Here is a 25,815-nt window from a genome sequence, read left to right as displayed (position 1 = left end):
AGCTCCTTTTCTGAAGTGATTGCTGCGTATTGAGATTTGTTACCCCATGTTTGACCATGTTAATCTTTTTATTCAAAAATGTCCCAGCCAAAGATATCTATAATTTGTTAAAAATTGACTCGTAAAATCAGCTCCTTTATAATGGGCATTGTGATGTTATTAACGAAATATGGGTAAACACCCTTTATTATCATGTGATTCCGGCTTTTAAGCCAAACTATAAATTGGAGGGATACATATGGCAGAGCGTATGGTAGGTAAACAAGCTCCTCGTTTTGAAATGGAAGCAGTCCTTGCAAGTAAAGAATTTGGCAAAGTAAGTCTTGAGGAAAACATGAAAAACGACAAATGGACAGTGCTGTTCTTCTATCCAATGGACTTTACTTTCGTTTGTCCGACGGAAATTACAGCAATGTCTGACCGCTATGATGAATTTGAAGATCTTGATGCCGAAGTAATCGGAGTTTCAACTGATACTATCCATACTCATTTGGCGTGGATTAATACGGACCGTAAAGAAAATGGTCTTGGCCAGCTGAAATATCCGCTTGCTGCTGATACTAACCACGAGGTATCCCGTGAATATGGCGTTTTAATTGAAGAAGAAGGGGTGGCTCTGCGCGGATTGTTTATTATCAATCCTGAAGGGGAGCTCCAATATCAAACTGTTTTCCATAACAACATTGGCCGGGACGTTGATGAAACGCTTCGTGTTCTACAAGCGCTGCAAACTGGCGGACTCTGTCCGGCCAACTGGAAACCGGGCCAAAAAACACTTTAATTCTTTCTAAGAAGGAAAAAAGGTCTAACATATTCGTTAGGCCTTTTGTTTAATAGGAGGGTAAAGCAATGAAATTACGTCAGCCAATGCCTGAATTGACTGGAGAAAAAGCTTGGTTCAATGGTGAAGTAACAAGAGAGCAATTGATCGGAGATAAGCCGACGCTTATTCATTTCTGGTCCATCAGCTGCCATCTATGCAAAGAAGCGATGCCGCAAGTGAATGTATTTCGTGATCAATATCAAGATAAACTGAACGTTGTAGCTGTGCATATGCCTCGTTCCGAGGATGACCTTGACCTCGGCAAAATTAAAGAAATAGCTGATGAACATGATATCACTCAGCCGATTTTTGTCGACAGTGATCATGCTTTAACTGATGCATTTGAAAATGATTATGTGCCTGCATACTATGTGTTTGATAAATCAGGACAGCTCCGTCACTTTCAAGCTGGCGGTAGCGGGATGAAAATGCTTGAAAAACGTGTGAACCGCGTTCTGTCTGAAACAGAACAGGATTCTGAATAATTCTTCATAAAAAACCTGATCTCATCAGGTTTTTTTATTTGTACAAGAAAGTAATCGAAAAGGTAAGAAGCTTATTTTTCCAAATATGGGAATAGTGAAAGGTGATTTATTGGATTGATACGCTAAAAAAACAGCTGATTTTTTATGTTTTTCCACAATTTTAGATAAATTTCATATGCCATAACTCGAAAATTGTAGATAATACACTAAATTTCATTAAAGAAGTAAGTAAAATATATATTTTCAACATTATACCAAATGAACTTGAAAGGCGCTTAACCCCTTGAGAATAAAGAACTCTTTTGAAAAGTTAATATTTTTCAGAAAATAAGGAATTTTTCATAGAGTAAATATAATAGTAAAATGCTAAAATAATAGTTGATAAAATTACTTTTGTAATCTAATATCTTAATTAAAGATGTTAATTTTGATAGGGGGTACATTGAGGAATGTTTAATGAAAGAGAAGCTTTGCGCTTGCGGTTAGAACAATTAAATGAAGCTGAAGTGAAAGTCATTCGTGAATATCAAATCGAACGTGATAAAATATACGCAAAATTAAGAGAGCTGGACAGAAATGGAAACCCTTCCGAAATCAAAAAGGATTTTCGTTCTGAAAAAAAACCTGACTCTTTGCCGGTTCTCGCTGAGCTTGCGGCTCAGGAAATCAGAAGCTATCAGCCGCACTCACAGCAGCAGTCTGTTCAGCCTCAGCTTCAATCTGCTTCCTCTCTTCCTGCCGGTATACCAGACGGAACAACACGAAGAAGAAGAGGAACGGCAAGACCCGGATCAAAAGCAGCTAAGCTGCGCGAAGCTGCCATTAAAACCTTAAAACGCCACAACGCGGCGATTAAGAGCTCCGAGCTTCAAAAGGAGATTGAAAAAGAAAGCGGCCTTGAAATCCCTAATATGACAACATTTATGCAAAGCTTAATTAAAATGTATCCGGAAGTGAAAAAGCCGTATCGCGGCCAGTACATTTTAGAAGGCGAAATCGAATCAGCTGAATCTGCAGAATCAGCAAATGAATAAATAAACATACAGAAAAACTGCTTGGCGTAGGGCGCAAGCAGTTTTTTTATTGGTTTTTTTTCTGTGAAGGTTTGTTTTCTTTTTCAAGATTAAGCTTGTAGACCCATTTTTGATAAGGCTTTTCCTCAACAGCTCTGCTTTTTAGTTCTTCGATTGTATGGCTCATGGCCTGATCTGATAATTGGGCGCGGGCGAGCTGTTTTTGAAGGACATGTATTTGCTTGGTGACATCTTCAAGTATAGTTTCTACATGATTTGGCTGCGCGTATACCGCTGAAGCTTCTTCTTCCGTTGTTTCTTTTTGTTTTGTGCCGCCATCAATATCGGCAAAATGAGAAGCAATCCAGGCATCACTCTCATCAAGCTGCCGTTTATACGATATAATGGTTTCGTGAAATAATTTTTCTTTCGTTTTTTCTATTTCGAGAAGCCTTTCTTTCGTTTCTATGATTCGGTCTTTCATATGATCAACTTCTATTTTAATATGTTTTAGCTGATATTCTTTTTCTGCCAATTGCTCTTGTAGGCGGCCGTTTTCAGCTTTTATCTTTTCGGTTCGCTGTTTTTCTTGAAGCAATGCGTTTTTTTCCTGCTCAATAGAGGACTGAAGATGGCTGATACGTTTTTGCAGATTTTTATTTTCTTCTTCCATTTTAATTTTAGCAATATGAAGTTTGTGTTTTTCTTCGATTTCAGCTTTGCGTTTATAGGTTTCAGCAGAAAGGAGCTCCTGCAACGCAACGATTTTATCAAGCAGTTCAGCTCTTATTTGATGCAGGGTTTGGCTGGTGTGAGAGGCGTGTTTTTCTTTCATTGACATTTGTGTTAGTTCGGCAGACAGCCGCTGAAGTTTTTCTTTCATATCGTTATTTTCTTTGAGCAGTTTGTTATTTTTCTGATGGAAGTAGGTTGCTTCAAGTTCGGAAATAAGCTTATGGCATCTTGAAATCTCTGATTTTAAATAAAGGTTCTCCTGAGACACGTCGTGGAAAAAAGGACCTGATCTTTTCATTCGAACCATCTCCCTCATGATGTTAACACTACAATATGCAAAAACTGAACAGCTATTCCTCTTTAATAAACAGACAAGCAGTGGCGTTGGGACCTTGCTTTTGCTATGCTTTTAACGAAATAGGGGTGAGATGATATGGAGCATATAAACGTACTGCTGGCAGGAGGAGCCTCACGGCGCTTTGGAGAACCGAAGGCGTTTGTGAAATGGAGGGGCAGGATGTTATACGAATGGGCCAAACAGGCGCTTGGAGAACATGCGGTTATCATCAGCCGTTCTGAGTTTATCGATAGATTTCAAGAAAACGGTGAAAATGAAGTGTATCAAGATGCTGAGCCATTTCAAGGCATGGGGCCATTGGCTGGTATATATACCTCTTTTAAAAAGACAGACGGCGAATTTTATACTGTTCTTTCCTGTGACACGCCGCTGATCCAAAGAAGGACGATGCTGGAGCTCGAGCGTCTGATGACTCCCGGTACAGACGCGGTCGTCCCGATTTCAGACGGACGGGAGCAGCCGTTGATTGCAATTTACCATAAACGAATCATGCCCATTCTATATGATCAGCTTTCTGAGAAGAGATTAAGAATATCAGATTTGTTAGGCCGAATTTCGGTTTGTTACGTACAAGCTGAAGAAATTGGAGTAAACCCGGCGGAGTTTATCAACGTGAATACACGTGATGATTTCAGCTGTTTGGAAGAAAAAACGAACTCCTTCAGGTGGGACTGACGGGGCAAAAACATGTTAAGATGACATAAAAGATAAGGAGAACAGGTTAGATGGAGGAGCGTTATTCGCGGCAAATTAGATTTAAGCAAATAGGGGAAGAGGGCCAGAAAAGACTGGCAGACAGCCATGTGCTGGTTGTCGGTGCAGGAGCGCTCGGGACTGCAGGAGCTGAAGGGCTAGCGAGAGCGGGGGTCGGTACGATTACCATTATTGACCGTGACTATGTGGAGTGGAGCAATCTGCAAAGGCAGCAGCTTTATACAGAAAGCGATGCCAAGCTCCGCATGCCGAAAGCGATGGCTGCTAAAGAGCATCTATCGGCGATTAACAGCGAAATACATATTGAGGCGCATGTTAGCGAAGGAACAGCCGAAACGCTTGAGCCGCTGATTGAGAAAGCAGATGTCGTCATCGACGCGACAGATAATTTTGAAACCCGCATGCTGATAAACGATCTTGCCCAGAAAATAAAGACACCGTGGGTTTATGGCGCTTGTGTGAGCAGCCAAGGGATGTATATGACAATTATCCCGGAAGAAACACCGTGTCTGTCTTGTTTGTTTGAGCAAATTCCTGTTGGCGGGGCGACGTGTGATACCGCCGGGATTATTCCGCCCGCTGTGCATATCGTTTCGGCATATCAGCAGGCTGAGGCATTAAAACTGTTAACCGGCCAAAGAGAAGCAATACAGCGCGGGTTTGTGACGTTCGATGTTTGGAACAACTCACACATGAAGATTAACGTTAATCATGTACGCCGTGAGGATTGCCCGTCTTGCGGAGTACATGCAGTTTATCCTTATCTCCAAGACTGGAACACACCAAAAGCCGCTGTGCTGTGCGGCCGTGATACAGTTCAGGTAAGATCTGAGTCATTAAAAAGAATACCGAAACAAGAGCTCATCGAGCGGCTTAAAACAATCGGCAAGGTCGAGGCCAATGCGTTTTTAATGCATATTTTTTACGAGGACTTCAGAATCGTCATTTTCAATGACGGACGGGCACTGGTGCATGGAACAAATGATGTGAAAGAAGCCAATTCCGTGTTGGCAAGAGTAATTGGACTGTAACAACAGGAGGGGTCAGAATGCTGGAGAGAAGAACACCGATTCCGGTAGACGAGGCAGTTCGTCGTGTCAGCCATTTTCAAAAACATGGGGAAACAGAGTGGGTGGCGCTCGAAGATAGCCTTCATCGATTTTTAGCTGAAAATGTAACAGCGGATCATCACGTACCTGCATTTGATCGTTCGCCATACGACGGTTTTGCTGTCAGAGCGTGCGATACGGCTGAGGCTTCACGTGAGAATCCCGTTCGGTTTGAGGTCATTGACCATATAGGAGCGGGGGCTGTATCTGAACAAGAACTTGGCCCGTTTCAGGCTGTGCGGATTATGACTGGCGCGCAAATCCCCGAAGGAGCAGATGCTGTCGTCATGATTGAGCTCACTCAAAACTTTGATGAGAATGGGAAGGCGTTTATGTCTTTAAAACGTCGCTTTCAACCGGGAGACAATATTTCAAAAACAGGTGAAGACGCCCAAAAAGGGAGTTTTTTATTGAGAAAAGGCACCAGAGTGACGCCAGGAGTGGCTGCGCTTTTGGCAACCTTCGGATACGCGTCTGTGCCTGTCGTGAGAAAGCCTGTTGTCGGGATTATTGCAACCGGTACTGAATTGCTGAATGTCAGTGATCCGCTGGAGCCGGGGAAAATTCGCAACAGCAATGCCAGCATGGTGTACGCGCAAGTGATTGAAGCAGGCGGATCTCCGCTTTATTTAGGGAAAATTTCTGATGATCTGCATAAAAGCTTTGCTGCGGTAAAAAAAGCTATGAAAAAAGTTGATTTCCTGATCACAACTGGCGGTGTGTCAGTGGGTGATTTTGACTTTTTGCCTGCGATCTATGAAAAACTCGGAGCGGACGTGCTCTTTAATAAAGTTGCCATGCGACCGGGCAGCGTGACAACGGTGGCGCATGCAAACGATATGCTGCTGTTTGGCCTGTCAGGTAATCCGTCAGCATGTTATGTCGGCTTTGAACTGTTTGCCAAACCAATGATCCAGACATGGCTGCTCAATGAAAAACCGCATTCGATTTGTGCGGAAGCGGTTTTGACCAAGGATTTCCCAAAGCCGAACCCATTTACCCGTTTTGTTCGTGCTTTCGTGTACCATCAGGAAGGAAAGCTGTTGGCGGAACCCGTTGGATTGGATAAGTCCAGCTCCGTCACGTCACTTGCAGAAGCCAATGCGTTTATTATCCTGCCGGGCGGCACGAGAGGATATGAATCAGGCAGAACGGTTCAAGCGCTGCTCATCAGAGAAGAGAATGGAAGTGAATGGCCTTGGTCCGCCCTTTCCCAATCGTCCAAGTCGTAGGATTTCAGAACAGCGGGAAAACAACGTTTATCGAGCGTGTTCTGGAAAAAGCCTCAGAACAGGGGCTCAATTTAGGCTGCTTGAAGCATCACGGTCACGGCGGTGAACCGCAAACGTTCACTAAAGGGAAAGACACTGATCGTTACCAAGCGGCAGGTGCTGGTGTGACAGCAGTAGAAGGTGCTGGTGTGTTGCAGCTGACAGCCCGCCGCAAATGGGATTTGCCGCGCCTGATCGAGTTATATCGGTTTCTCGAAATAGACTGCCTTCTGATTGAAGGCTTTAAAAAAGCCCCTTATCCTAAAGTGGTTTTACTAAACGAAAAGGAAGATCTAGAAGCACTGCAGGCAGTTAATACAATCGCCATCATCTATAGAAAAAAAGAGCATATAACGGAGCGCCATGGATTACCCGTTTTTCATGCGGATGATCCGGTTGCCGTGGATTTTGTGCTTTCACAGCTGAAGGGGGAATCTGCGTAATGGAACGGTTTGAGGTCACAAAAACACCCATTATTACGGAAGACATCATCAAAAAAGTGGAGAAACGGGAAGCTGGGGCAATTACCACATTTATTGGTACGGTTCGGGAATGGACCAACGGAAAAAGAACGGTTCGGCTTGAATATGAGGCATATGAACCGATGGCTGTGCAAATGCTGGCTCAAATCGGAACTGAAATCGAAGAAAAATGGGAAGGTGCTTCAGCTGCGATCACACATCGTATAGGTGTGCTGGATATCGGTGAAGCGGCGGTTGTGATCGCTGTATCCTCTCCCCATCGAAAAGCTGCTTATGAGGCCAATGAATATGCGATCGAACGAATCAAACAGATTGTGCCGATTTGGAAAAAAGAAATTTGGGAAGATGGTGAGCAATGGATCGGCGACCAGCTTGAAACAACAGCTTATCCGAACGGAAAACCAGATTTAAGCGAGGGAGAGCGGCATGATTAAAATTCTTTTATTTGCAGGGCTTGCGGAACAGGCCGGCACACAAGCATTGGAAATAGATATGGAACAAGCAACGACAGACGAAATAAAAGCGAGTTTAAAAGAACAATACGGCCTCGAATCCATTGATACAGCTATGATTGCCGTTAATGAAAGCTATGTAAAAGAAAATACCTCCGTATCTTCAAGGGACACGGTAGCCATCATTCCGCCTGTCAGCGGGGGATGAGACCGGACGGCATTCAGCCGTCCGGTTTTTTTGTATTTCATTCGCATATTCCCAAGCACCCCCAGCATACAATGATGTTCTGTAAGCGTTTATTTTACATAAGTAACTCCCTATAAAGTAAGAGACTCACCCCACCATTAGACTGAATTTTAAAAAAACAATAGAAATTTATTTCGGGTATCGATATAGTAAAGATGATAATAAATGGAAAGGTGCTGGATATGGAGATATTTAAAAGATTAAAAATGTTTTATTGGCCTTATAGAAAGGTGTTTATGTGGTCGCTTCTGGCCATGCTTTTGATGACTGTGATTACTGTCGTTTACCCGATTATCCTGCAAATCACGATTGATGAAATCGTGCTGGGGAGGCAGTATCAGCTTGCAGCATGGGTCAGCTTAGGTTTTATTGCGGTAATGGCCCTGAAAGGAACCGCCACTTTTTTTCATCAATATTTAGGAGATATGTTCGGCATCAAATCCGTTTATCGGCTGAGAAATGGCCTGTATGAAAAACTGCAGAAGCTTTCTTTTTCTTACTATGATAACGCGAAAACAGGTGATTTGATGTCCAGGCTGACAGCTGACGTTGAGGGGCTTCGTTTTTTCTTATCATACGGTTTAGCTGAACTCATTCGATTCGGTCTGCTGGTCGCCATCAGCCTTTCGGTCATGTTTTACTATTCTGTTCCTCTTACGCTTGTAACAATCGCTGTTCTGCCATTTCTCGCTGTTGCGGTATATCAGTTCGACAAAAGGGTCCATCCCGCCTTCAGAGGGATTCGCAAATCGTTTGCGAAACTCAACACAAAAGTCCAAGAAAATATCAGCGGCATCAATACGGTTAAATCTCTATCAAGAGAAGATTTTCAGATCAGCACATTCAATAAGGCCAATGCGGAATACAGGACACAGTATTTACAAACATCATCCATCTGGTCTGCGTATTTCCCTTTAATGGAGTTCATCGGTAATGTTTGTATTGTGGCTCTCCTCTCCTACGGCGGCTACTTGGTCATGCAGAACCAGCTCAATCCCGGTGAGCTTGTCGCTTTTTTCAGCCTTGTTAATTATATGATGTGGCCGATTATGAACTTAGGCTTTGTCATCAATATGTTCTCTCAAGCAAAAGCGTCAGGTGAACGCCTGCTGGAAATTCTCGAAAAAGAAGAAGACATCACAGACCATGCCCACGCTTTGCATAAACAAAAATTAACAGGAGATGTCCTATTCAAAAATGTTTCTCTTGCATACGGTAAAGAACAAACAAACGCGCTATGCAATGTCAGTTTTGAGGCAAACAGCGGGAAGGTAATCGGACTATTGGGCCCTACAGGTTCAGGCAAAAGCTCAGTTACACAGCTCCTCACCAGATTTTACAGTCCTGTTGGCGGAATGATTACGATTGATCATAAACCTATCACTGATTACTCGTTAAAAACCCTTCGCTCCAATATCGGGGTCGTTCTTCAAGAATCTTTTCTGTTTTCATCTTCAATTCGATCAAACATTTCGTACGGGAGGCCGAATGCATCAATGGAAGACATCATCGAAGCGGCAAAAAGGGCTCAGGCACACGACTTTATTATGGAGCTTCCTGATGGATATGACACGATGCTGGGAGAGAGGGGAATGGGGCTTTCCGGCGGACAGAAACAGCGTATCGCCATTGCGAGAGCCATTTGTTTGAACCCGGGCATTTTAATATTGGATGACGCCACAAGCGCAGTAGACATGCAAACTGAGCACAGCATACAGCTTGCTTTAAAAGAAGTCATGAAAAACCGCACAACCTTTATCATCGCTCACCGCATTTCTTCACTGAAACACGCCGATGAAATTCTCGTTTTTGATAAAGGGCGCATTTGTGAAAGAGGAACACATCATGAGCTTCTCGAAAAAGGCGGCTACTATCAAAAGATATACGATTTGCAATACCGTGATGCCAAAATGATCAATGAGCCGCATCAGGTCGGATAGGGAGGACTATATGAAACAAGCAAAAAAACAAGGGATCTTGGAGCGTTTCTATTATTCTTCAGATGAAATCATTGAAAAGCCGTTTAACTGGGCTCAAATGTGGCGGCTGCTGGGCTATGTCAAACCATATCGAAAAACCATTTTGCCGCTTTCTTTTCTCACCGTTTTGATTGGGACTGCTGTGAAGCTTGTGATCCCCATTCTGATCGGCGTGTATGTTCTCGATCAAGCCATTGCAGAGAAAAACTCGGAGCTGCTGATCCAGCTCATTTTCATCATTAGCGGTTTATACGTCCTTAATTATGCCGCCAATGTGTTCAGAATCAGATGGATGAATCAGCTTGGCCAGCATGTGATTTACGACTTGCGCCAGCATTTGTTTACTCATGTGCAGCGCTTATCCCATCGATTTTTTGATCAGCGGTCGGCTGGATCTATTTTGGTCAGAATTATGAATGACATTAACTCTCTTCAGGAGCTCTTTACAAGCGGAGTCATCAACTTATTGACCGACTTGCTGCTTCTGGCCGGTGTTATGATCATTTTGTTTACGCTTAGTCCTGAGCTGACCATAGCCATTATGGTGACACTGCCGATTATGTTTTTTATTTCAACAAGTCTCAGAAAAAAAATACGCCGCTCCTGGCAAAAGGTGCGTCTAAAGCAATCGAAGCTGAACTCTCATTTGAACGAAAGCATTCAGGGCATCCGTGTCACACAGGCATTTACGCAGGAAGAAGAAAACATGGCGTATTTTGACGGCGTCAATCAGGAGAACTATCAATCATGGCAGGAAGCCACAAGAAAAAACGCCATGTTCCGTCCGCTGGTAGAAATGACGAATGCGATTGGAACGGGTGTGTTGATTTGGTATGGCGCCACACTCATCATGAATGAAACCATTACGATTGGCGTCTTCGTTTCTTTTGCCTTCTATCTCGGCATGTTTTGGGAACCTATTTCGAGACTGGGCCAGGTCTATAACCAGCTGTTAATGGGGATGGCGTCATCTGAGCGGATTTTTGAGTTTCTGGACGAACAGCCAAATGTCAAAGAGAAGCGGGACGCGATTCATAAGCAAAAAATAAATGGGGAGATCAGCTTCGAAGAGGTTGAATTTTCGTATGATGAAAAACGAAAAGCCCTCCGCGCTGTTTCCTTCTCTATTCCGGCGGGGTCGACGCTTGCGCTTGTCGGGCATACGGGGAGCGGGAAAACGACGATCGCCAATTTAATCAGCCGTTTTTATGATGCCGCGGGAGGCACCATAAAAATAGACGGTATTCCGATTCAGGATCTTTCCCTTGCCAGTTTGCGCTCTCAAATCAGCATTGTGCTGCAAGATACATTTATTTTCTCTGGGACCATCATGGAAAATATTCGTTTCGGCCGGCCGGGTGCTTCAGACGAAGAAGTGATGAAAGCAGCCCAAGCGGTCGGAACGGATGAGTTTATCTCTGGTTTAAGAGAGGGGTACGAAACAGAGGTGGAGGAAAGGGGCAGCGTACTGTCTGCCGGACAGCGCCAGCTCATTTCCTTTGCAAGAGCATTGCTCGCCGATCCAGCTATTATCATCCTCGACGAAGCAACGGCAAGTATTGATACAGAGACGGAGGTGAAAATTCAACAGGCTTTAAAAACCTTGCTGAAAGGGCGTACAGCAGTGATGATCGCCCACAGATTGTCCACGATCCGCGACGCCGACCGCATCATTGTTCTTGATCACGGCAAGAAAATAGAAGAAGGAAACCATGAGCAACTGCTTGCTATAGGAGGCATTTATGCCGGGCTTGTAAAAACGCAATACAGCGAAGCGATAGAATAAGAGCAAAAGCCTTCAGTTATATATTGAAGGCTTTTGGAAATTTATTAGAAAAAACATGAAACTTTTCGATCCCCCTCTCGTATTATCTGTTAGACATTCTCAAGGAGGTTTTGAAATGGAAACAAATGTAGAAAAAAACAGCGCAACGGCGACTGAAAAGCCGTCACTTTTCGGAGTGATCACAAATCCGTCCGTTCAATTTGAAAGAATAAGAGAAAGACCGGCTGTATGGGGACCGCTATTTATTGTTGCAGCCATTATCATCGTCGGTGCCGTGCTGCAATCACTCGGTACGGATTATAGTGAGCTTATGAAAAGCAGTGACACTCAAGGGTTAACAGCTGAACAAATTGAAACCGTCGCCACAATAACCAAATTTGGAGGGATGGCAGGCGCGATTTTCGGCGGTATCGCAGCGTTATTTATTGCCCCTCTTATTTATTGGCTCTGTGTAAAAATATCAGGCGGAGTTACGACATACAAAAAAATGCTTTCTCTCGGTCTGTTTGTCTCTTTGATTAGCAGTCTTGGATTATTGGTTAACGGAATCGTTGCTTTTACAACTGACACGAATTCGCTTTACAGCATGACATCATTGGCGGGGATTATTCCGTCTGACGGGGCTCTCGCCAGCGTGTTAAATACTTTTGAGATATTTAGCATATGGAGCTATGTATTATTAGCAATCGGCCTTCACAAAACAGGCGGCATCTCAAAAAAAGCAGGATGGATTTCAGTGATTGTTCTTTTCGGAATTTTAGTTGTATTTTCGTTCTTTTCAGGTTTAATCAATTCTGCGGCGGGTGCATAAACTCATGAAAAAAGTATGGATCGGAATTGGAATCGCCATTTTAGTCGCTCTTTTTATTGGAATCAATATATACCGGTCTGCTGCCCCTACAAGCGGCAGCGCCGGCCAAAAGATACAGGCGGGAAGCCTTGAAGAAAAAGAAATCTCGTCAACGGTTATGGTTCCCGGCACACTTCAATTTTCAAATGAACAGTATGTCTTTTATGAAGCGGATAAAGGGACATTAGAAGACATTAAGGTGAAGGAAGGCGACAAAGTGAAAAAGGGCACGCCTTTAGTCACCTATACAAATGAGCAGCTGAGCCTAGAAAAAGAACAGAACCAGTTAACGGCTGAATCCAACCAGCTTCAAATTGACCAAATTCAAGAAAAGATAAATGGGTTAGATCATAAAGAAAAAGAACTGGTAAAACAGGTTGGAAAGAAAGAAGCAAAAAAACAAATTGAATCTGAGCGTACGGAGCTTCAAATGCAGAAAAAAACGACTGAGATCGATTTAAAACAAACCGAGCTCCAGCGGCAGTCACTTGCCAATCGGGTGTCAGATCTTGAAGTGAAAAGCGAAATCGAAGGTACGGTTATTAGTGTCAACCAAGAAGCGGCATCCAAAAAATCAGATATTCAAGAGCCTGTCATACATATCGGCAACCCAAAAGACCTTGTCGTCTCAGGGAAATTGTCTGAATACGATACACTGAAAATCAAAAAAGGCCAGAAGGTCACACTCACTTCAGATGTGATTCAGGATAAAACATGGAAAGGCACAGTTTCCGCAGTCGGACTTGTTCCGGATCAGCAGGAAAGCGCTGCGGTACAAGGAACAGAACAAGCGGTTCAATATCCGCTTCAAGTGAAAATAAAAGGGGATCTTCCAGAAGGAAAGCCAGGCTTTAAATTTATCATGAATATTGAAACAGATAAGCGGAAAGCAAATACGCTTCCTTCAAAGGCAGTCAAAAAAGAAGATGATCAATATTATGTGTATACAGTAAAAGACGGAAAAGCAAAACGAGCTGATGTCAAAATCGGTGAAGTAACAGATGATCTGACAGAGATTAAAGAGGGGATTTCTCAAGAGGATCAAGTCATTTTGAATCCCTCTGATCAGGTGACCGATGGAACGGAAGTGAAAGCATAAATGATTCAGCTTTCTAATGTGAGAAAAAGCTATCAGATCGGCAGGGAAACGTTTGATGTTCTCCATTCTATTGATTTGGACATTCATCAAGGGGAATATGTCTCGATTATGGGGCCATCAGGTTCAGGGAAATCGACAATCATGAATATTATCGGCTGTCTTGACCGGCCGACTTCCGGTACGTATAAATTGGACGGCGAAGATATTTCTTCATATAAAGATAAAGAACTAGCGGCAGTCCGTAACCGGTCCATCGGTTTTGTATTTCAGCAATTCCAGCTTCTTCCGCGGCTGAACGCAAAAAAAAATGTCGAGCTGCCGATGATTTATTCCGGTATAGGCAAAAAAGAACGTCAAGAGCGGGCTGAGAGAGCGTTGGAAAAGGTCGGGTTAACCGATCGAATGCTCCACATGCCCAACGAGCTCTCGGGCGGGCAGAAGCAGCGGGTCGCCATTGCGAGGTCAATCGTGAATGAGCCAAAATTGATTTTAGCTGATGAACCGACCGGCGCGCTTGATACGAAAACAAGCGCGGCGATTATGGAGCAATTTACAGCATTAAATGTCGAAGGAACAACAATCGTTCTTGTTACTCACGAGCCGGAAGTCGCAGATTGCACGAATCGAATCGTCATGGTGCGTGACGGAAACATTGTTCCTGCCAGCTCCGGACAAAGGAGCGTGGGAGAATGAGCCTGTTAGAGAACATCAGAATGGCTTTAAGCTCAGTCCTTGCCCATAAAATGCGTTCGATCTTAACGATGCTCGGCATTATCATTGGTGTAGGCTCTGTCATCGTCGTGGTTGCGGTAGGACAGGGCGGCGAGCAAATGCTGAAACAGTCGATCAGCGGCCCGGGAAATACCGTGGAGCTGTACTATATGCCAAGCGATGAGGAGCTTGCAAGCAATCCGAACGCCTTAGCCGAATCTACTTTTACAGAAAATGATATAAAAGGTTTAAAAGAGATAGAGGGCATCAAACAAGTCGTTGCCTCGACTTCTGAAAGTATGACAGCGCGTTATCATGAGGAAGAAACTGATGTCACCATTAACGGAATAAACGATGGATACATGAATGTCAATTCTTTAAAAATCGAAAACGGCAAAACCTTTACCGATCATGATTTTTTTGCGGGGAAAAGAGCCGGAGTGATCTCTCAAAAGATGGCTGAAGAACTGTTTGATAAAACATCCCCTCTCGGAGAAGTTGTCTGGATCAACGGACAGCCTGTTGAAATCATCGGCGTGCTGAAAAAAGAAACAGGCTTGCTTTCTTTCGGTTTAAGTGAAATGTATGTGCCATTTAATATGATGAAATCTTCTTTTGGCACAAGTGATTTCAGTAACGTATCATTGCAAGTCGAATCAGCAGACGACATAAAAACAGCTGGAAAAGAAGCGGCACAGCTTGTAAATGACAATCATGGCACAGAAGATTCATATCAAGTGATGAACATGGAAGAGATAGCGGCCGGAATTGGCAAAGTAACGGCGATTATGACGACGATTATCGGTTCGATTGCAGGCATCTCTCTTTTGGTCGGCGGAATCGGTGTCATGAATATTATGCTCGTATCAGTCACAGAACGGACGCGGGAAATTGGAATCAGAAAATCACTCGGTGCGACGAGAGGACAGATTCTGACTCAGTTTTTAATTGAATCAGTCGTATTGACGCTGATCGGAGGACTGATTGGAATTGGAATCGGATATGGAGGGGCCTCTCTTGTTTCTGCCATTGCTGGCTGGCCGTCACTCATATCCTGGCAGGTTGTAGGCGGGGGCGTGCTGTTCAGTATGCTCATTGGCGTTATTTTTGGCATGCTTCCCGCAAATAAAGCCGCAAAGCTTGATCCGATTGAAGCGCTGCGTTACGAATAGCCTCATGCAACATGCATGAGGTTTTTTCATGTTTAGTTTTTCTACTATGAATATAAAAGACTTTTTTCATTAAAATAAGAAGAAAATGTCGTACAATTGTCCTTATTTTTGTCGAATTTACAGTTTACAAACCCTATAGACATACGTTAATATGGATAAACGTGAAAGATTTTGATAGTTATTGAATGAATTTGAATGATTCTAGTTGCCTAAATTGAAAAAAGCGTTTACAATGAAATTGTATTCAAAATGAATACGTTTTCATTAGGAGGTGAAGCATGCTAACTCCTGAACGGCATCAATTGATTATTGATCAAATCGAAAAGCATGATGTGGTAAAAATTCAAGAGCTTATAAATCTTACAAACGCTTCTGAATCAACTATCAGAAGAGATTTATCAACACTTGAAGAACGCGGTTTTTTAAAGCGTGTTCATGGGGGAGCAGCCAAGCTTTCCGATATCAGACTTGAACCCGATATGCTTGAAAAATCATCCAAAAACCTTCACGATAAATTGAAAATTGCTGAAAAAGCAGTTTCTCTTTTAGAAGAAGGAGATTGCATTTACCTTGATGCAGGCACGACGACTTTGCACATGATTGATTTTATGGATAAAAGCAAAGATATTGTCGTAGTCACAAACGGGGTGATGCATGTCGATGCATTAATAAGGAAAGAAATTTCTTTTTACCTGCTTGGAGGATACGTAAAGCACAGAACGGGCGCGATTATTGGAGGCGCTTCACTGATTGCCATGGATCAGTACAGATACGACAAGAGTTTTCTAGGGACAAACGGTGTCCATACAGAGGCTGGATTCACAACGCCGGACCCTGATGAGGCTCTTTTAAAACAGAAAGCTGTCAAACAGGCAAAACACGCTTATGTCTTAGCAGACCCTTCGAAATTCGGAGAAATTTCATTTTCGGCATTCGCCGGAATAGGCGACGCAACAATCATTACGACTGGCGCTGAAGAGCTTACATTCGATAATTACCAAGAAAAAACTGTCGTAAAGGTAGTGAAACCATGATTTACACTGTAACACTTAATCCATCTGTTGATTATATTGTTCACGTTGAAGATTTTACTGTAGGAGGCCTAAACCGTTCCTCATACGATACAAAGTATCCAGGGGGCAAGGGCATCAACGTATCGAGACTGCTGAAAAGACACCATGTACCGTCTAAAGCGCTCGGATTCGTCGGCGGATTTACCGGAGAATATATTAAAACATTTTTGCGGGAAGAAAACCTGGAAACAGCCTTTTCTGAAGTGAAAGAAGATACCCGTATCAATGTAAAGCTGAAAACGGGTGATGAAACTGAAATTAACGGTCAGGGACCGACAATTTCAGATGAAGATTTCAAAACCTTTTTAGAACAGTTCCAGTCTTTACAAGAAGGAGATATCGTCGTCCTTGCAGGAAGCATTCCATCTTCACTGCCCCACGACACTTACGAAAAAATCGCAGAGGCCTGCACACAGCAGAACGCGCGAGTTGTTCTGGATATCTCAGGCGAGGCGCTTATGAAAGCAACAGAAATGAAACCGTTTTTGATGAAGCCAAACCATCATGAGCTTGGAGAAATGTTCGGCACAACAATTACATCTGTTGAAGAAGCTGTTCCTTATGGGAAAAAGCTTGTAGAACAAGGGGCTGAACATGTAATCGTATCCATGGCCGGAGACGGAGCGCTTCTATTTACGAAGGAAGCTGTTTATTTTGCAAACGTGCCAAAGGGGAAATTGGTCAACTCAGTCGGAGCGGGAGATTCCGTCGTTGCAGGTTTTCTTGCCGGTATTTCCAAACAGTTGCCGCTTGAAGAAGCATTCCGTTTAGGTGTTACATCAGGCAGTGCTACCGCGTTCTCTGAAGAACTTGGAACAGAAGAATTTGTCCAGCAGCTTCTTCCTGAAGTTAAGGTCACACGTCTATAGAGGAGGAAACAAAAGTGAAAATAACTGAGCTTTTAACAAAGCATACAATAAAGCTTAATATTGAGAGCAAAGAAAAAGAAAATGTTATTGACGAAATGGTCACTGTTCTTGATAAAGCTGGAAAATTAAATGACCGACAAGCCTACAAAGAAGCCATTTTAAATCGCGAGAGCCAAAGCTCGACGGGAATTGGTGAAGGAATCGCTATCCCGCATGCGAAAACAGCAAGCGTTATCAACCCGGCGATCGCGTTCGGGCGTTCAAAAGACGGTGTCGATTATGAATCATTAGACGGCCAGCCGGCTCACTTGGTGTTCATGATAGCGGCGACTGAAGGCGCAAACAACACTCACCTTGAAGCATTGTCAAGACTTTCAACGCTGTTAATGCGTGAAGAAATTCGCAAGCAGCTCCTTGAAGCTGAGTCAGAAGATGCTATTATCGACATTATTAATCAGCACGATAAAGATGATGACGAAGAGGAAGAAGAAGCGGCACCTGCACCTGCCGGAAAAGGGAAAATCCTAGCGGTTACTGCATGTCCGACAGGTATTGCACACACATTCATGGCTGCGGATGCCCTTAAAGAAAAAGCGAAAGAGCTTGGTGTGGAAATTAAGGTCGAAACAAATGGTTCAAGCGGTATTAAGCACAAGCTGACTGCCCAAGAAATTGAAGATGCACCTGCCATCATTGTCGCAGCGGACAAGCAGGTTGAAATGGAACGATTTAAAGGTAAGCGCGTGCTTCAAGTACCTGTTACAGCTGGTATCAGACGCCCGCAAGAGCTTATCGAAAAAGCGAAGAATCAAGACGCGCCGGTTTACCAAGGCAGCGGCGGCGGTTCTTCAGCTTCAAACGATGAAGATGAAGCGAGAGGCAAGTCTGGCGGCAGCATCGGAAGCATGTTTTATAAGCATCTGATGAGCGGTGTCAGCAACATGCTTCCATTCGTAGTCGGCGGTGGTATCCTCGTTGCGATTTCATTCTTCTGGGGGATTAATTCTTCCAATCCGGATGATCCTACTTACAACACGTTCGCTGCCGCTCTTAAGTTTATCGGCGGTGACAATGCATTAGGATTAATTGTGGCTGTTCTTGCCGGTTTCATTGCAATGAGTATTGCAGACCGTCCTGGTTTTGCGCCTGGTATGATCGGTGGATTTATGGCAACTCAAGCAAATGCTGGATTCTTAGGCGGACTAATTGCCGGATTCCTGGCTGGTTATATTGTTGTTCTTTTGAAAAAAGCATTCGTCTTTATTCCTCAGTCACTTGACGGACTGAAACCAGTGTTAATCTATCCGCTGTTTGGTATTTTCTTAACTGGTATTATCATGCGTTTCGTTGTCAATACACCGGTAGCGGCATTTATGGATTTCTTAACAAATTGGCTTGAAAGCCTTGGTACTGGCAACCTTGTATTAATGGGTATTATTTTGGGCGGTATGATGGCGATCGATATGGGCGGTCCGCTTAATAAAGCAGCCTTTACGTTCGGTATCGCGATGATCGATGCAGGCAACTATGCGCCTCACGCAGCGATCATGGCCGGCGGTATGGTTCCTCCGCTTGGTATCGCACTTGCAACAACCATTTTCAGAAATAAATTCACTCAGCGTGACCGTGAAGCTGGTATTACATGCTACTTCATGGGGGCTGCTTTCGTAACAGAGGGAGCGATCCCGTTTGCTGCGGCTGATCCGCTTCGCGTGATTCCAGCTGCTGTCGCTGGTGCAGCTGTTGCCGGCGGATTAACTGAATTCTTCCGTGTAACGCTTCCGGCACCTCACGGAGGAGTATTCGTAGCCTTCATTACAAACCATCCGCTGCTTTACCTATTAAGTATCGTGATTGGTGCTGTCGTGATGGCAATTATCCTCGGTATTCTTAAAAAACCTGTTACAGAGAAATAAGAAAAAAGCGTCCTTCATTCGAAAGGGCGCTTTTTCTTTATCCTGCTGGCGAGAGCGCGGTTAAGTTATGTATTTTATTATCATTTATGATAAAGTAAAAGAAGGGAAACAACTGACACAGCAACCGTCTAGGAGGAAACACTTTGACCGAGGAAAAAAACACGAAAACTGAAAAAACGGCGAAGAAAAAAACCAATACGTATTTGGAATGGGGAAAAGCGATTGTCATCGCTGTCCTGCTGGCTCTCTTGATCCGTCACTTTTTGTTTGAACCTTATTTAGTCGAAGGTTCATCTATGGATCCCACATTACATGACGGCGAAAGGCTGTTTGTGAATAAAACAGTCAACTATATCGGCGAGCTGGAGCGCGGAGATATCGTTATTATCAACGGTGAGACGTCGAAAATCCATTACGTAAAAAGATTGATCGGAAAGCCTGGAGAAACCGTTCAAATGAAGGATGACACGCTTTATATAAACGGAAAAAAAGCAGCTGAGCCTTACTTGTCTAAAAACAAAAAAGAAGCAGAAAAACTTGGTGTGAGTCTGACTGGCGATTTTGGACCGGTTAAGGTTCCCAAAGGCAAATATTTTGTCATGGGAGATAACCGGCTGAATTCAATGGACAGCCGAAACGGGCTCGGACTGATTGCCGAAGACCGGATTGTCGGCACATCGAAGTTTGTCTTTTTCCCGTTTAACGAAATGCGCCAAACAAAATAAAAACGCCTTGCTGGCCTTTGGACAGCAGGCGTTTTTTAATTTGAAAAAGAAGCGACTAATGCAATGAATAATACCGTGATAAACACTGAACCGATAATGGCCAGCACGCTGAAGAAAAGGTGAACCTGTTTGTTTTCTTTGCCGCGTTTTTCTAAAAGTCGTTTAGAAAAAATATGTGAAAATATGTAAATGAGGGCTATGCCAATATATAAGCCGATATCTTTAGCGGTAAAGCCTGTTACGGCAAGGTAAAAGCCCGTAAAAAAGATCAATAAGCAGTATTCAGTAAGTGTTAAAAGCTTCAACGTGTTCCTCCATGAGAGTGTGTAATTTTCCCGGCTGGATGTATCCCTCTCTGCTTTATTGTAACATAGCTGGCAGCATTGAGTGTATAAGTGTTTTCTCTCCGATTTATCAGGGAATCATTTCTCTTGCCCAGCATTCATGGTATACTTTTATTGATGATAGACATGATGGAGGATAATAAATGATTGCTGTAAATAATGTAAGCTTGCGGTTTGCGGATCGCAAGTTATTTGAAGATGTCAATATTAAATTTACCCCAGGCAACTGCTATGGGTTAATTGGTGCAAATGGTGCCGGTAAATCAACGTTTCTGAAAGTGCTATCTGGCGAAATCGATCCTCAGACAGGCGATGTCCATATGAGTCCTGGAGAGCGTCTTGCCATCTTGAAGCAGAACCATTTTGAGTACGAAGAGTATGAAGTGCTGAAAGTGGTCATTATGGGCCACAAACGCCTGTATGAAGTCATGCAGGAGAAAGACGCTATTTACATGAAGCCTGATTTCTCAGATGAGGATGGAATTCGTGCGGCAGAGCTCGAAGGTGAATTTGCAGAGTTGAACGGATGGGAAGCCGAAAGTGAAGCTGCGATTCTTTTAAAAGGCCTTGGTATCTCAGAAGATCTTCATACGAAGAAGATGGAAGACCTTGGCGGTTCAGAGAAAGTAAAAGTTCTCTTGGCACAGGCATTATTCGGCAAGCCGGATGTTCTGCTGCTTGATGAGCCGACGAACCACTTGGACCTTCAGGCAATTCAGTGGCTGGAAGAGTTTCTGATTAACTTTGAAAACACAGTTATTGTGGTATCCCATGACCGTCACTTCTTAAATAAAGTGTGTACGCACATTGCTGACCTTGATTTTAATAAGATCCAAATCTATGTCGGAAACTATGATTTCTGGTATGAATCAAGCCAGCTGGCGTTAAAGCTTTCTCAAGAAGCGAACAAGAAAAAAGAAGAGCAAATTAAACAGCTTCAAGAGTTTGTCGCTAGATTCAGCGCCAACGCGTCTAAATCTAAGCAGGCAACATCAAGAAAGAAACTTCTCGAAAAAATTACGCTCGATGATATTAAACCGTCTTCCCGCCGCTATCCTTACGTTAACTTTACACCAGAACGGGAAATCGGAAATGATGTTCTTCAGGTGGAAGGCTTAACGAAAACAATCGATGGCGTAAAGGTGCTTGACAATGTCAGCTTTATTATGAATAGAGAAGATAAAATTGCTTTCACTGGCCGCAACGAACTGGCTGTTACCACGCTGTTTAAAATCATTTCCGGGGAAATGGAAGCTGATAGCGGAACGTTTAAATGGGGCGTAACGACATCTCAAGCGTATTTTCCAAAAGACAACAGCGAATATTTCGAAGGCAGTGATCTAAATCTTGTAGACTGGCTTCGCCAATATTCTCCTCATGACCAAAGTGAGAGCTTTTTACGCGGTTTCTTAGGACGGATGCTGTTCTCAGGAGAAGAAGTCCACAAAAAATCAAACGTACTATCTGGGGGAGAAAAGGTTCGCTGTATGCTGTCCAAAGCGATGCTTTCCGGCGCCAATATTTTAATTTTGGATGAGCCGACCAACCATTTAGACTTAGAATCCATTACAGCGCTCAATAACGGCTTGATCAGCTTTAAAGGCGCTATGCTGTTTACATCTCATGACCATCAGTTTGTACAGACCATTGCCAACAGAATTATTGAAATTACACCTAAAGGCATCGTCGATAAGCAAATGAGCTATGATGAGTTCCTTGAAAATGCTGATGTGCAGAAAAAACTGACTGAACTATACGCGTAATCAAAAAAAGCAGAGATTCCTCTGCTTTTTTTGATACATAGAGTTGAAAGGAGATACAACATGAAATTTTTGGTTGTCGGAGCAGGAGGAGTAGGCGGGTATATTGGCGGACGGCTTGCAGAGAAAGGCAATGATGTGACATTTCTCGTACGCCAAAAAAGAGCTGAGCGGCTTAAAGAAACCGGGCTTGTCATCCATAGTGAAAAAGGGGATGTATCATTTCAGCCCGGATTAATCAGTGCCGGAGAAACAGGGCAGTTTGACGTCGTTATCATTGCTTCTAAAGCCTATTCACTTGAGCAAGTGATAGATGATGTCAAACCGTTTATCAATCGTGAATCTGTCATTATCCCTTTCTTAAACGGGTATCGCCATTATGAGCAGCTGTTTACGGCGTTTTCAAAAGAACAGGTGCTGGGCGGTTTGTGTTTTATAGAAAGTGCCTTAGACAACAAGGGAGAAATTTATCATACGAGCGCATCGCATCGTTTTGTATTCGGAGAGTGGAACGGTGAGCGTACGGAACGAATAACAGCACTTGAAGAGGCGTTTTCAGGCGTGAAGGCAGAAGTCATTATCAGCGGGCATATCGAGAAGGACATTTGGAAAAAGTATCTGTTTATTGCGGCGCAAGCAGGGATCACAACGTTATTTCAAAGACCGCTTGGCCCAATCCTCGAAACAGAAGGCGGACGTCACACGGCCCAAATCCTTATTGGGGAAATTGTCGCTATTTTGCGAAAAGAGGGTGTTCCGGCTGATCCGGATCTTGAGGAAGAGAGCTTCCGTACGATGACAAGCATGTCTTACCATATGAAATCCTCTATGCTTCGGGATATGGAAAACGGACAAACGACTGAAGGTAACCACCTGCACGGCTTTTTGCTTGAAAAAGCAAAGCGTTTATCTCTTGCAGCACCTATATTAGAAACGGTGTATGCCAATCTGCAAATGTATGAAGCAGAAAAATAAAAAGGAGGCGAAAAGCCTCCTTTTGTTTATTTAAAAAGCCCAATTCCCATTTCTGAAGATAGGCTCTCTTTTTCCGTCTGCCGTAATGCCGTCAATATTCATATCCGGAGAACCAATCATAAAGTCCACGTGTGTAATGCTTTCATTTAAGCCTTCTTTGACAAGTTCCTCACGAGACATCTGCTTTCCGCCTTCAATGTTAAAGGCGTAGGCGCTGCCGATCGCCAAATGGTTTGACGCGTTTTCATCAAACAATGTGTTATAGAAAAGAATATTTGATTGTGATATAGGCGAATCGTAAGGAACAAGTGCCACTTCACCTAAATAGTGAGAACCCTCATCTGTTTCCACTAGTTCTTTTAAAATGTCCTCTCCTTTTTCGGCTTTAATGTCGACTATACGGCCATTTTCAAATGTGAGGGTGAAGTTTTCAATAATATTTCCGCCGTAGCTTAGCGGTTTTGTGCTCGATACGACTCCGTCGACCCCATCTTTTTGCGGCAGCGTGAATACTTCTTCTGTCGGCATATTGGCCATAAACTCATGGCCGCTTTCACTCACGCTTCCCGCACCAGCCCAAACATGCTTTCTAGGCAGCTTAATGGTTAAATCAGTTCCTTCTGCTAGATAGTGTAAAGCAGTGTAATGTCTCTCGTTCAAATGGTCAACTTTTTCATGAAGATTTTGATCATGCTTGATCCACGCTTGAACCGGATTGTCTTCATTTATGCGCGTCGCTTTAAAAATTTCTTCCCACAGAAGCTGAGTCGCTTCCTCTTCTGATTGGCCAGGAAAGACTTTTTGGGCCCAGCCCGCTGATGCCGCACCAACGACAGTCCAGCTGACTTTGTCCGATTGAATATATTGTCTGTATGTATGTAATGCCTTGCCTGCTGCTTTTTGGAATGCAGCGATCCGTTTGGAATCTGCACCTTTTAGTAAGTCTGGGTTTGACGACACAACAGAGATGAAAGCGGCTCCTTTTTTAGCAAGCTCTTCTCTGCCTTTTGCTTCCCATTCAGGGTATTCTTCAAATGCTTCAAAAGGCGCGAGTTCATATTTTAATTTGGCGACTTCGTCATCCTGCCAATTCACCGTGACATTTTTGGCACCTTTTTCATATGCATGTTTCACAATTAAGCGGACAAAATCCCGTACGTCTGTTGAAGCATTTACGACTACATACTGGCCTTTTTGGACGTTTACGCCGACCTCTACCGCCAGCTGCGCATAGGTATTTAATTTCTGTGAAAATGAATCCACGAATCATTCCTCCTCGAGCTTTTTTCTCATCATATCAAATATGATCCTATAAAGGAAAGAAAGGAGGCTAAAGTGAAAAACCCAAAACAACATGTCTTGGGTCTTTCGATATTACGGATGATTCAGTTTTACAGTGCCGCCTCCAGGTGAATGGGGCATGTTGGCCAAAGAAATGCTCATGCCTCCAAGAATGATTCCGCTTAAAATGGCTGCGATCGCTACTCTTCTTCCTAAATCTCTTAGCATCTGTTTCCTCCTTAAAGTTTCTCCATTTCCCACAATATGAAGGGAGTGAGGAAAAAAGAAGCAAGAAATTTGCTGCGTGTGAGATTTTTTGAAGGAAAAGACTATTTAATCGCCTTTTGAAGCTTATCGATCACTTCTAAAGAACGGCCTGTGCCGATTGCCACAGATTCAAGCGGATTTTGCGCCACGTGTACAGGCACTACAATCTCTTCTGTGAGCCATTCTTTAATCCCGTTAAGAAGCGCGCCGCCGCCTGTTAAAATAACGCCGCGGTCAACAATATCTCCGCTCAATTCAGGCGGGCAGTCCTCAAGTGTAGCTCTGATGGCTTCAAGAATATGGAGGAGAGATTCACGCATTGCGTCTTGAATTTCATTAGATTGAAGCATAATGGTTTTTGGAAGGCCTGTTACGAGGTCGCGTCCCCGAATTTCCATTGCTTCCGGCACATGCTCAATCAGTGCATGTCCAATTTCCATTTTTACCTGCTCAGCTGTCCGTTCGCCAATCAGCAAATTGTATTTTTTCCGGACGAAGGAAACGATATCTTCATCAAGCTGGTCTCCGCCGATTCTGATAGAGTGGCAGGAAACAACACCGCCGAAGGAGATGATGGCGACTTCTGTCGTTCCTCCGCCGATATCTACCACCACATTGGCAACCGGCTCATCGACAGGTAAATCCGCTCCGATGGCGGCCGCTACTGGCTCTTCAATTAAATGGACGTTTTTCGCGCCGCAATTTTTCACCGCATCACTGATGGCGCGGCGTTCTACTGCTGTTGAGCCTGACGGTGTGCAAACGACTACGTTCGGTTTTCTGAACGACATGCCGATGCTTTTTCCGGCTTTTTTCATAATGTGCTTTAGCAAATCGGTTGTCATATCATAGTCTGCGATAACGCCATCTTTCATTGGTCTGACAGCGATAATTTTTCCCGGCGTTTTGCCGATCATGTTTTTCGCGTCAGCCCCGATTGCAAGCACTGCTTTAGTCGTTGTATCCACTGCGACAACAGATGGTTCATTTAAAATAATCCCTTTATTTTTGCTGTAAACAAGTATATTAGCTGTTCCTAAGTCAATCCCGATTTCAGTTGATTGAAACATGTTATTCACCCAATCTCTATCCTGATTTTATATGATTCTACATTTAAAGTTTCTAAGAAATGAAGCGATTTTTGGGGGTGTTCGTCGGGAAAGAAATGTTTTTGTAAAAAATCACGGAACTGTGTAACAGAAGTAATACATTTTTCGGTTTTATGGTAAAAATATCTTGTGATTCTTATAGAAAGCGGGAAACTTTTTCTTAGTTTCATACGTCTACGATATATTGAGGTGCATCCTTAAACATTACAT

At 43.5% G+C, this 25,815-nt stretch carries 26 protein-coding genes; 21 read left to right on the top strand and 5 right to left on the bottom strand.

Going from position 1 to position 25,815, the window contains the following annotated elements; genetic code table 11:
* The first annotated feature begins 238 nt into the window (after positions 1-238).
* From ahpA to rok, 3 genes are all read left to right on the top strand, one after another.
* The gene (ahpA, locus tag V6D41_RS07085; RefSeq protein ID WP_003245371.1) at positions 239-781 is read left to right on the top strand and encodes a biofilm-specific peroxidase AhpA; all 543 of its coding nucleotides are present in this window, start codon (positions 239-241) and stop codon (positions 779-781) included.
* A gap of 68 nt (positions 782-849) precedes the next feature.
* The gene (locus V6D41_RS07080; RefSeq protein WP_202328618.1) at positions 850-1,308 is read left to right on the top strand and encodes a TlpA disulfide reductase family protein; all 459 of its coding nucleotides are present in this window, start codon (positions 850-852) and stop codon (positions 1,306-1,308) included.
* Between the two features lie 449 nt (positions 1,309-1,757).
* A complete protein-coding gene (gene rok, locus V6D41_RS07075) occupies positions 1,758-2,342 on the top strand; it encodes a transcriptional regulator Rok (RefSeq protein ID WP_333517717.1) in 585 nt (194 codons plus the stop codon).
* Positions 2,343-2,388: 46 nt separating this feature from the next.
* Here the strand turns inward: rok and V6D41_RS07070 are convergent, their stop codons facing one another.
* Complete coding sequence (locus V6D41_RS07070) at positions 2,389-3,354, bottom strand: sporulation protein (protein WP_333517716.1); 966 nt, start codon at positions 3,352-3,354, stop codon at positions 2,389-2,391.
* Between the two features lie 135 nt (positions 3,355-3,489).
* Here V6D41_RS07070 and V6D41_RS07065 point away from each other — a divergent pair, with 135 nt between their 5' ends.
* The 16 genes from V6D41_RS07065 (at position 3,490) to sipT (ending at position 19,869) form a co-directional block, all read left to right on the top strand.
* Positions 3,490-4,089 (top strand): molybdenum cofactor guanylyltransferase, encoded by a 600-nt coding sequence (locus tag V6D41_RS07065; protein ID WP_333517715.1) that lies wholly within the window; start codon positions 3,490-3,492, stop codon positions 4,087-4,089.
* A 50-nt stretch (positions 4,090-4,139) separates the two neighbouring features.
* The gene (locus V6D41_RS07060; protein WP_333517714.1) at positions 4,140-5,159 is read left to right on the top strand and encodes a MoeB/ThiF family adenylyltransferase; all 1,020 of its coding nucleotides are present in this window, start codon (positions 4,140-4,142) and stop codon (positions 5,157-5,159) included.
* Positions 5,160-5,176: 17 nt separating this feature from the next.
* Positions 5,177-6,469, top strand: coding sequence for a molybdopterin molybdotransferase MoeA (locus tag V6D41_RS07055; protein ID WP_333517713.1), 1,293 nt, complete (start codon positions 5,177-5,179; stop codon positions 6,467-6,469).
* Positions 6,430-6,951: a molybdopterin-guanine dinucleotide biosynthesis protein B gene (gene mobB / locus V6D41_RS07050; protein ID WP_333517712.1), complete on the top strand. Its 522-nt coding sequence runs from the start codon at positions 6,430-6,432 to the stop codon at positions 6,949-6,951. The genes V6D41_RS07055 and mobB overlap by 40 nt, the downstream gene beginning before the upstream one ends.
* Positions 6,951-7,424, top strand: a complete 474-nt coding sequence (locus V6D41_RS07045; RefSeq protein WP_289347062.1) for a molybdenum cofactor biosynthesis protein MoaE — start codon at positions 6,951-6,953, stop codon at positions 7,422-7,424. Before mobB ends, V6D41_RS07045 begins: the two co-directional genes overlap by 1 nt.
* Positions 7,417-7,650, top strand: a complete 234-nt coding sequence (moaD, locus tag V6D41_RS07040; protein ID WP_087992229.1) for a molybdopterin converting factor subunit 1 — start codon at positions 7,417-7,419, stop codon at positions 7,648-7,650. Before V6D41_RS07045 ends, moaD begins: the two co-directional genes overlap by 8 nt.
* 221 nt (positions 7,651-7,871) lie before the next feature.
* The gene (locus V6D41_RS07035; RefSeq protein WP_333517711.1) at positions 7,872-9,629 is read left to right on the top strand and encodes an ABC transporter ATP-binding protein; all 1,758 of its coding nucleotides are present in this window, start codon (positions 7,872-7,874) and stop codon (positions 9,627-9,629) included.
* Positions 9,630-9,639: 10 nt separating this feature from the next.
* Positions 9,640-11,454, top strand: coding sequence for an ABC transporter ATP-binding protein (locus tag V6D41_RS07030; RefSeq protein ID WP_333517710.1), 1,815 nt, complete (start codon positions 9,640-9,642; stop codon positions 11,452-11,454).
* Between the two features lie 115 nt (positions 11,455-11,569).
* Positions 11,570-12,265: a toxin SDP protection protein YknW gene (gene yknW / locus V6D41_RS07025; protein ID WP_333517709.1), complete on the top strand. Its 696-nt coding sequence runs from the start codon at positions 11,570-11,572 to the stop codon at positions 12,263-12,265.
* A 4-nt stretch (positions 12,266-12,269) separates the two neighbouring features.
* Positions 12,270-13,403 (top strand): efflux RND transporter periplasmic adaptor subunit, encoded by a 1,134-nt coding sequence (locus tag V6D41_RS07020; protein WP_333517708.1) that lies wholly within the window; start codon positions 12,270-12,272, stop codon positions 13,401-13,403.
* Positions 13,404-14,096, top strand: coding sequence for an ABC transporter ATP-binding protein YknY (yknY, locus tag V6D41_RS07015; protein ID WP_333517707.1), 693 nt, complete (start codon positions 13,404-13,406; stop codon positions 14,094-14,096). It abuts the gene before it with no gap.
* Complete coding sequence (gene skiZ, locus V6D41_RS07010) at positions 14,093-15,286, top strand: sporulation-delaying-protein transporter subunit SkiZ (protein WP_148963714.1); 1,194 nt, start codon at positions 14,093-14,095, stop codon at positions 15,284-15,286. The genes yknY and skiZ overlap by 4 nt, the downstream gene beginning before the upstream one ends.
* Positions 15,287-15,564: 278 nt before the next feature.
* The gene (locus V6D41_RS07005) at positions 15,565-16,320 is read left to right on the top strand and encodes a DeoR/GlpR family DNA-binding transcription regulator (protein ID WP_333517706.1); all 756 of its coding nucleotides are present in this window, start codon (positions 15,565-15,567) and stop codon (positions 16,318-16,320) included.
* Positions 16,317-17,228, top strand: coding sequence for a 1-phosphofructokinase (pfkB, locus tag V6D41_RS07000; protein ID WP_087992221.1), 912 nt, complete (start codon positions 16,317-16,319; stop codon positions 17,226-17,228). The genes V6D41_RS07005 and pfkB overlap by 4 nt, the downstream gene beginning before the upstream one ends.
* A 14-nt stretch (positions 17,229-17,242) precedes the next feature.
* Positions 17,243-19,144 carry a PTS fructose transporter subunit IIABC gene (locus V6D41_RS06995; protein WP_148963711.1) on the top strand — a complete coding sequence of 634 codons (1,902 nt, stop codon included), beginning with the start codon at positions 17,243-17,245 and terminating at the stop codon, positions 19,142-19,144.
* Positions 19,145-19,287: 143 nt separating this feature from the next.
* Complete coding sequence (sipT, locus tag V6D41_RS06990) at positions 19,288-19,869, top strand: signal peptidase I sipT (RefSeq protein WP_087992219.1); 582 nt, start codon at positions 19,288-19,290, stop codon at positions 19,867-19,869.
* Positions 19,870-19,904: 35 nt separating this feature from the next.
* On the opposite strand, the gene V6D41_RS06985 is transcribed toward sipT, so the two are convergent.
* Positions 19,905-20,174 (bottom strand): hypothetical protein, encoded by a 270-nt coding sequence (locus V6D41_RS06985; RefSeq protein ID WP_148963709.1) that lies wholly within the window; start codon positions 20,172-20,174, stop codon positions 19,905-19,907.
* Between the two features lie 182 nt (positions 20,175-20,356).
* Between V6D41_RS06985 and V6D41_RS06980 the strand changes: the two genes are divergently transcribed.
* Both V6D41_RS06980 and V6D41_RS06975 read left to right on the top strand, forming a co-directional pair.
* The gene (locus V6D41_RS06980) at positions 20,357-21,976 is read left to right on the top strand and encodes an ABC-F family ATP-binding cassette domain-containing protein (protein WP_148963708.1); all 1,620 of its coding nucleotides are present in this window, start codon (positions 20,357-20,359) and stop codon (positions 21,974-21,976) included.
* Between the two features lie 60 nt (positions 21,977-22,036).
* Positions 22,037-22,948: a ketopantoate reductase family protein gene (locus tag V6D41_RS06975; RefSeq protein WP_333517705.1), complete on the top strand. Its 912-nt coding sequence runs from the start codon at positions 22,037-22,039 to the stop codon at positions 22,946-22,948.
* Between the two features lie 30 nt (positions 22,949-22,978).
* Here the strand turns inward: V6D41_RS06975 and V6D41_RS06970 are convergent, their stop codons facing one another.
* The 3 genes from V6D41_RS06970 to mreBH all read right to left on the bottom strand — a co-directional run bounded on the left by V6D41_RS06970 (position 22,979) and on the right by mreBH (position 25,566).
* Complete coding sequence (locus tag V6D41_RS06970; protein WP_333517704.1) at positions 22,979-24,211, bottom strand: aminopeptidase; 1,233 nt, start codon at positions 24,209-24,211, stop codon at positions 22,979-22,981.
* Positions 24,212-24,322: 111 nt separating this feature from the next.
* Positions 24,323-24,457, bottom strand: a complete 135-nt coding sequence (locus V6D41_RS06965; protein ID WP_087992214.1) for a protein YkpC — start codon at positions 24,455-24,457, stop codon at positions 24,323-24,325.
* 101 nt (positions 24,458-24,558) lie between these two features.
* Positions 24,559-25,566, bottom strand: a complete 1,008-nt coding sequence (gene mreBH / locus V6D41_RS06960; RefSeq protein WP_333517867.1) for a cell shape-determining protein MreBH — start codon at positions 25,564-25,566, stop codon at positions 24,559-24,561.
* Positions 25,567-25,815 lie beyond the last annotated feature (249 nt).

Origin of the sequence: Bacillus sp. 0102A, from assembly GCF_036765155.1 — a bacterium.
Classification (GTDB): Bacteria; Bacillota; Bacilli; order Bacillales; family Bacillaceae; genus Bacillus; species Bacillus subtilis_G.
The sequence above is the reverse complement of the archived record's forward strand: the minus strand, read 5'-3'. Positions and strand labels throughout refer to the sequence as shown.

Excerpts from the sequence above, each read along its gene's own strand:
- ahpA (WP_003245371.1), top strand. The coding sequence starts at position 239 with ATGGCAGAGCGTATGGTAGGTAAACAAGCTCCTCGTTTTGAAATGGAA.
- V6D41_RS07080 (WP_202328618.1), top strand. The coding sequence starts at position 850 with ATGAAATTACGTCAGCCAATGCCTGAATTGACTGGAGAAAAAGCTTGG.
- rok (WP_333517717.1), top strand. The coding sequence starts at position 1,758 with ATGTTTAATGAAAGAGAAGCTTTGCGCTTGCGGTTAGAACAATTAAAT.
- V6D41_RS07070 (WP_333517716.1), bottom strand. The coding sequence starts at position 3,354 with ATGAAAAGATCAGGTCCTTTTTTCCACGACGTGTCTCAGGAGAACCTT.
- V6D41_RS07065 (WP_333517715.1), top strand. The coding sequence starts at position 3,490 with ATGGAGCATATAAACGTACTGCTGGCAGGAGGAGCCTCACGGCGCTTT.
- V6D41_RS07060 (WP_333517714.1), top strand. The coding sequence starts at position 4,140 with ATGGAGGAGCGTTATTCGCGGCAAATTAGATTTAAGCAAATAGGGGAA.
- V6D41_RS07055 (WP_333517713.1), top strand. The coding sequence starts at position 5,177 with ATGCTGGAGAGAAGAACACCGATTCCGGTAGACGAGGCAGTTCGTCGT.
- mobB (WP_333517712.1), top strand. The coding sequence starts at position 6,430 with ATGGCCTTGGTCCGCCCTTTCCCAATCGTCCAAGTCGTAGGATTTCAG.
- V6D41_RS07045 (WP_289347062.1), top strand. The coding sequence starts at position 6,951 with ATGGAACGGTTTGAGGTCACAAAAACACCCATTATTACGGAAGACATC.
- moaD (WP_087992229.1), top strand. The coding sequence starts at position 7,417 with ATGATTAAAATTCTTTTATTTGCAGGGCTTGCGGAACAGGCCGGCACA.
- V6D41_RS07035 (WP_333517711.1), top strand. The coding sequence starts at position 7,872 with ATGGAGATATTTAAAAGATTAAAAATGTTTTATTGGCCTTATAGAAAG.
- V6D41_RS07030 (WP_333517710.1), top strand. The coding sequence starts at position 9,640 with ATGAAACAAGCAAAAAAACAAGGGATCTTGGAGCGTTTCTATTATTCT.
- yknW (WP_333517709.1), top strand. The coding sequence starts at position 11,570 with ATGGAAACAAATGTAGAAAAAAACAGCGCAACGGCGACTGAAAAGCCG.
- V6D41_RS07020 (WP_333517708.1), top strand. The coding sequence starts at position 12,270 with ATGAAAAAAGTATGGATCGGAATTGGAATCGCCATTTTAGTCGCTCTT.
- yknY (WP_333517707.1), top strand. The coding sequence starts at position 13,404 with ATGATTCAGCTTTCTAATGTGAGAAAAAGCTATCAGATCGGCAGGGAA.
- skiZ (WP_148963714.1), top strand. The coding sequence starts at position 14,093 with ATGAGCCTGTTAGAGAACATCAGAATGGCTTTAAGCTCAGTCCTTGCC.
- V6D41_RS07005 (WP_333517706.1), top strand. The coding sequence starts at position 15,565 with ATGCTAACTCCTGAACGGCATCAATTGATTATTGATCAAATCGAAAAG.
- pfkB (WP_087992221.1), top strand. The coding sequence starts at position 16,317 with ATGATTTACACTGTAACACTTAATCCATCTGTTGATTATATTGTTCAC.
- V6D41_RS06980 (WP_148963708.1), top strand. The coding sequence starts at position 20,357 with ATGATTGCTGTAAATAATGTAAGCTTGCGGTTTGCGGATCGCAAGTTA.
- V6D41_RS06975 (WP_333517705.1), top strand. The coding sequence starts at position 22,037 with ATGAAATTTTTGGTTGTCGGAGCAGGAGGAGTAGGCGGGTATATTGGC.
- V6D41_RS06965 (WP_087992214.1), bottom strand. The coding sequence starts at position 24,457 with ATGCTAAGAGATTTAGGAAGAAGAGTAGCGATCGCAGCCATTTTAAGC.
- mreBH (WP_333517867.1), bottom strand. The coding sequence starts at position 25,566 with ATGTTTCAATCAACTGAAATCGGGATTGACTTAGGAACAGCTAATATA.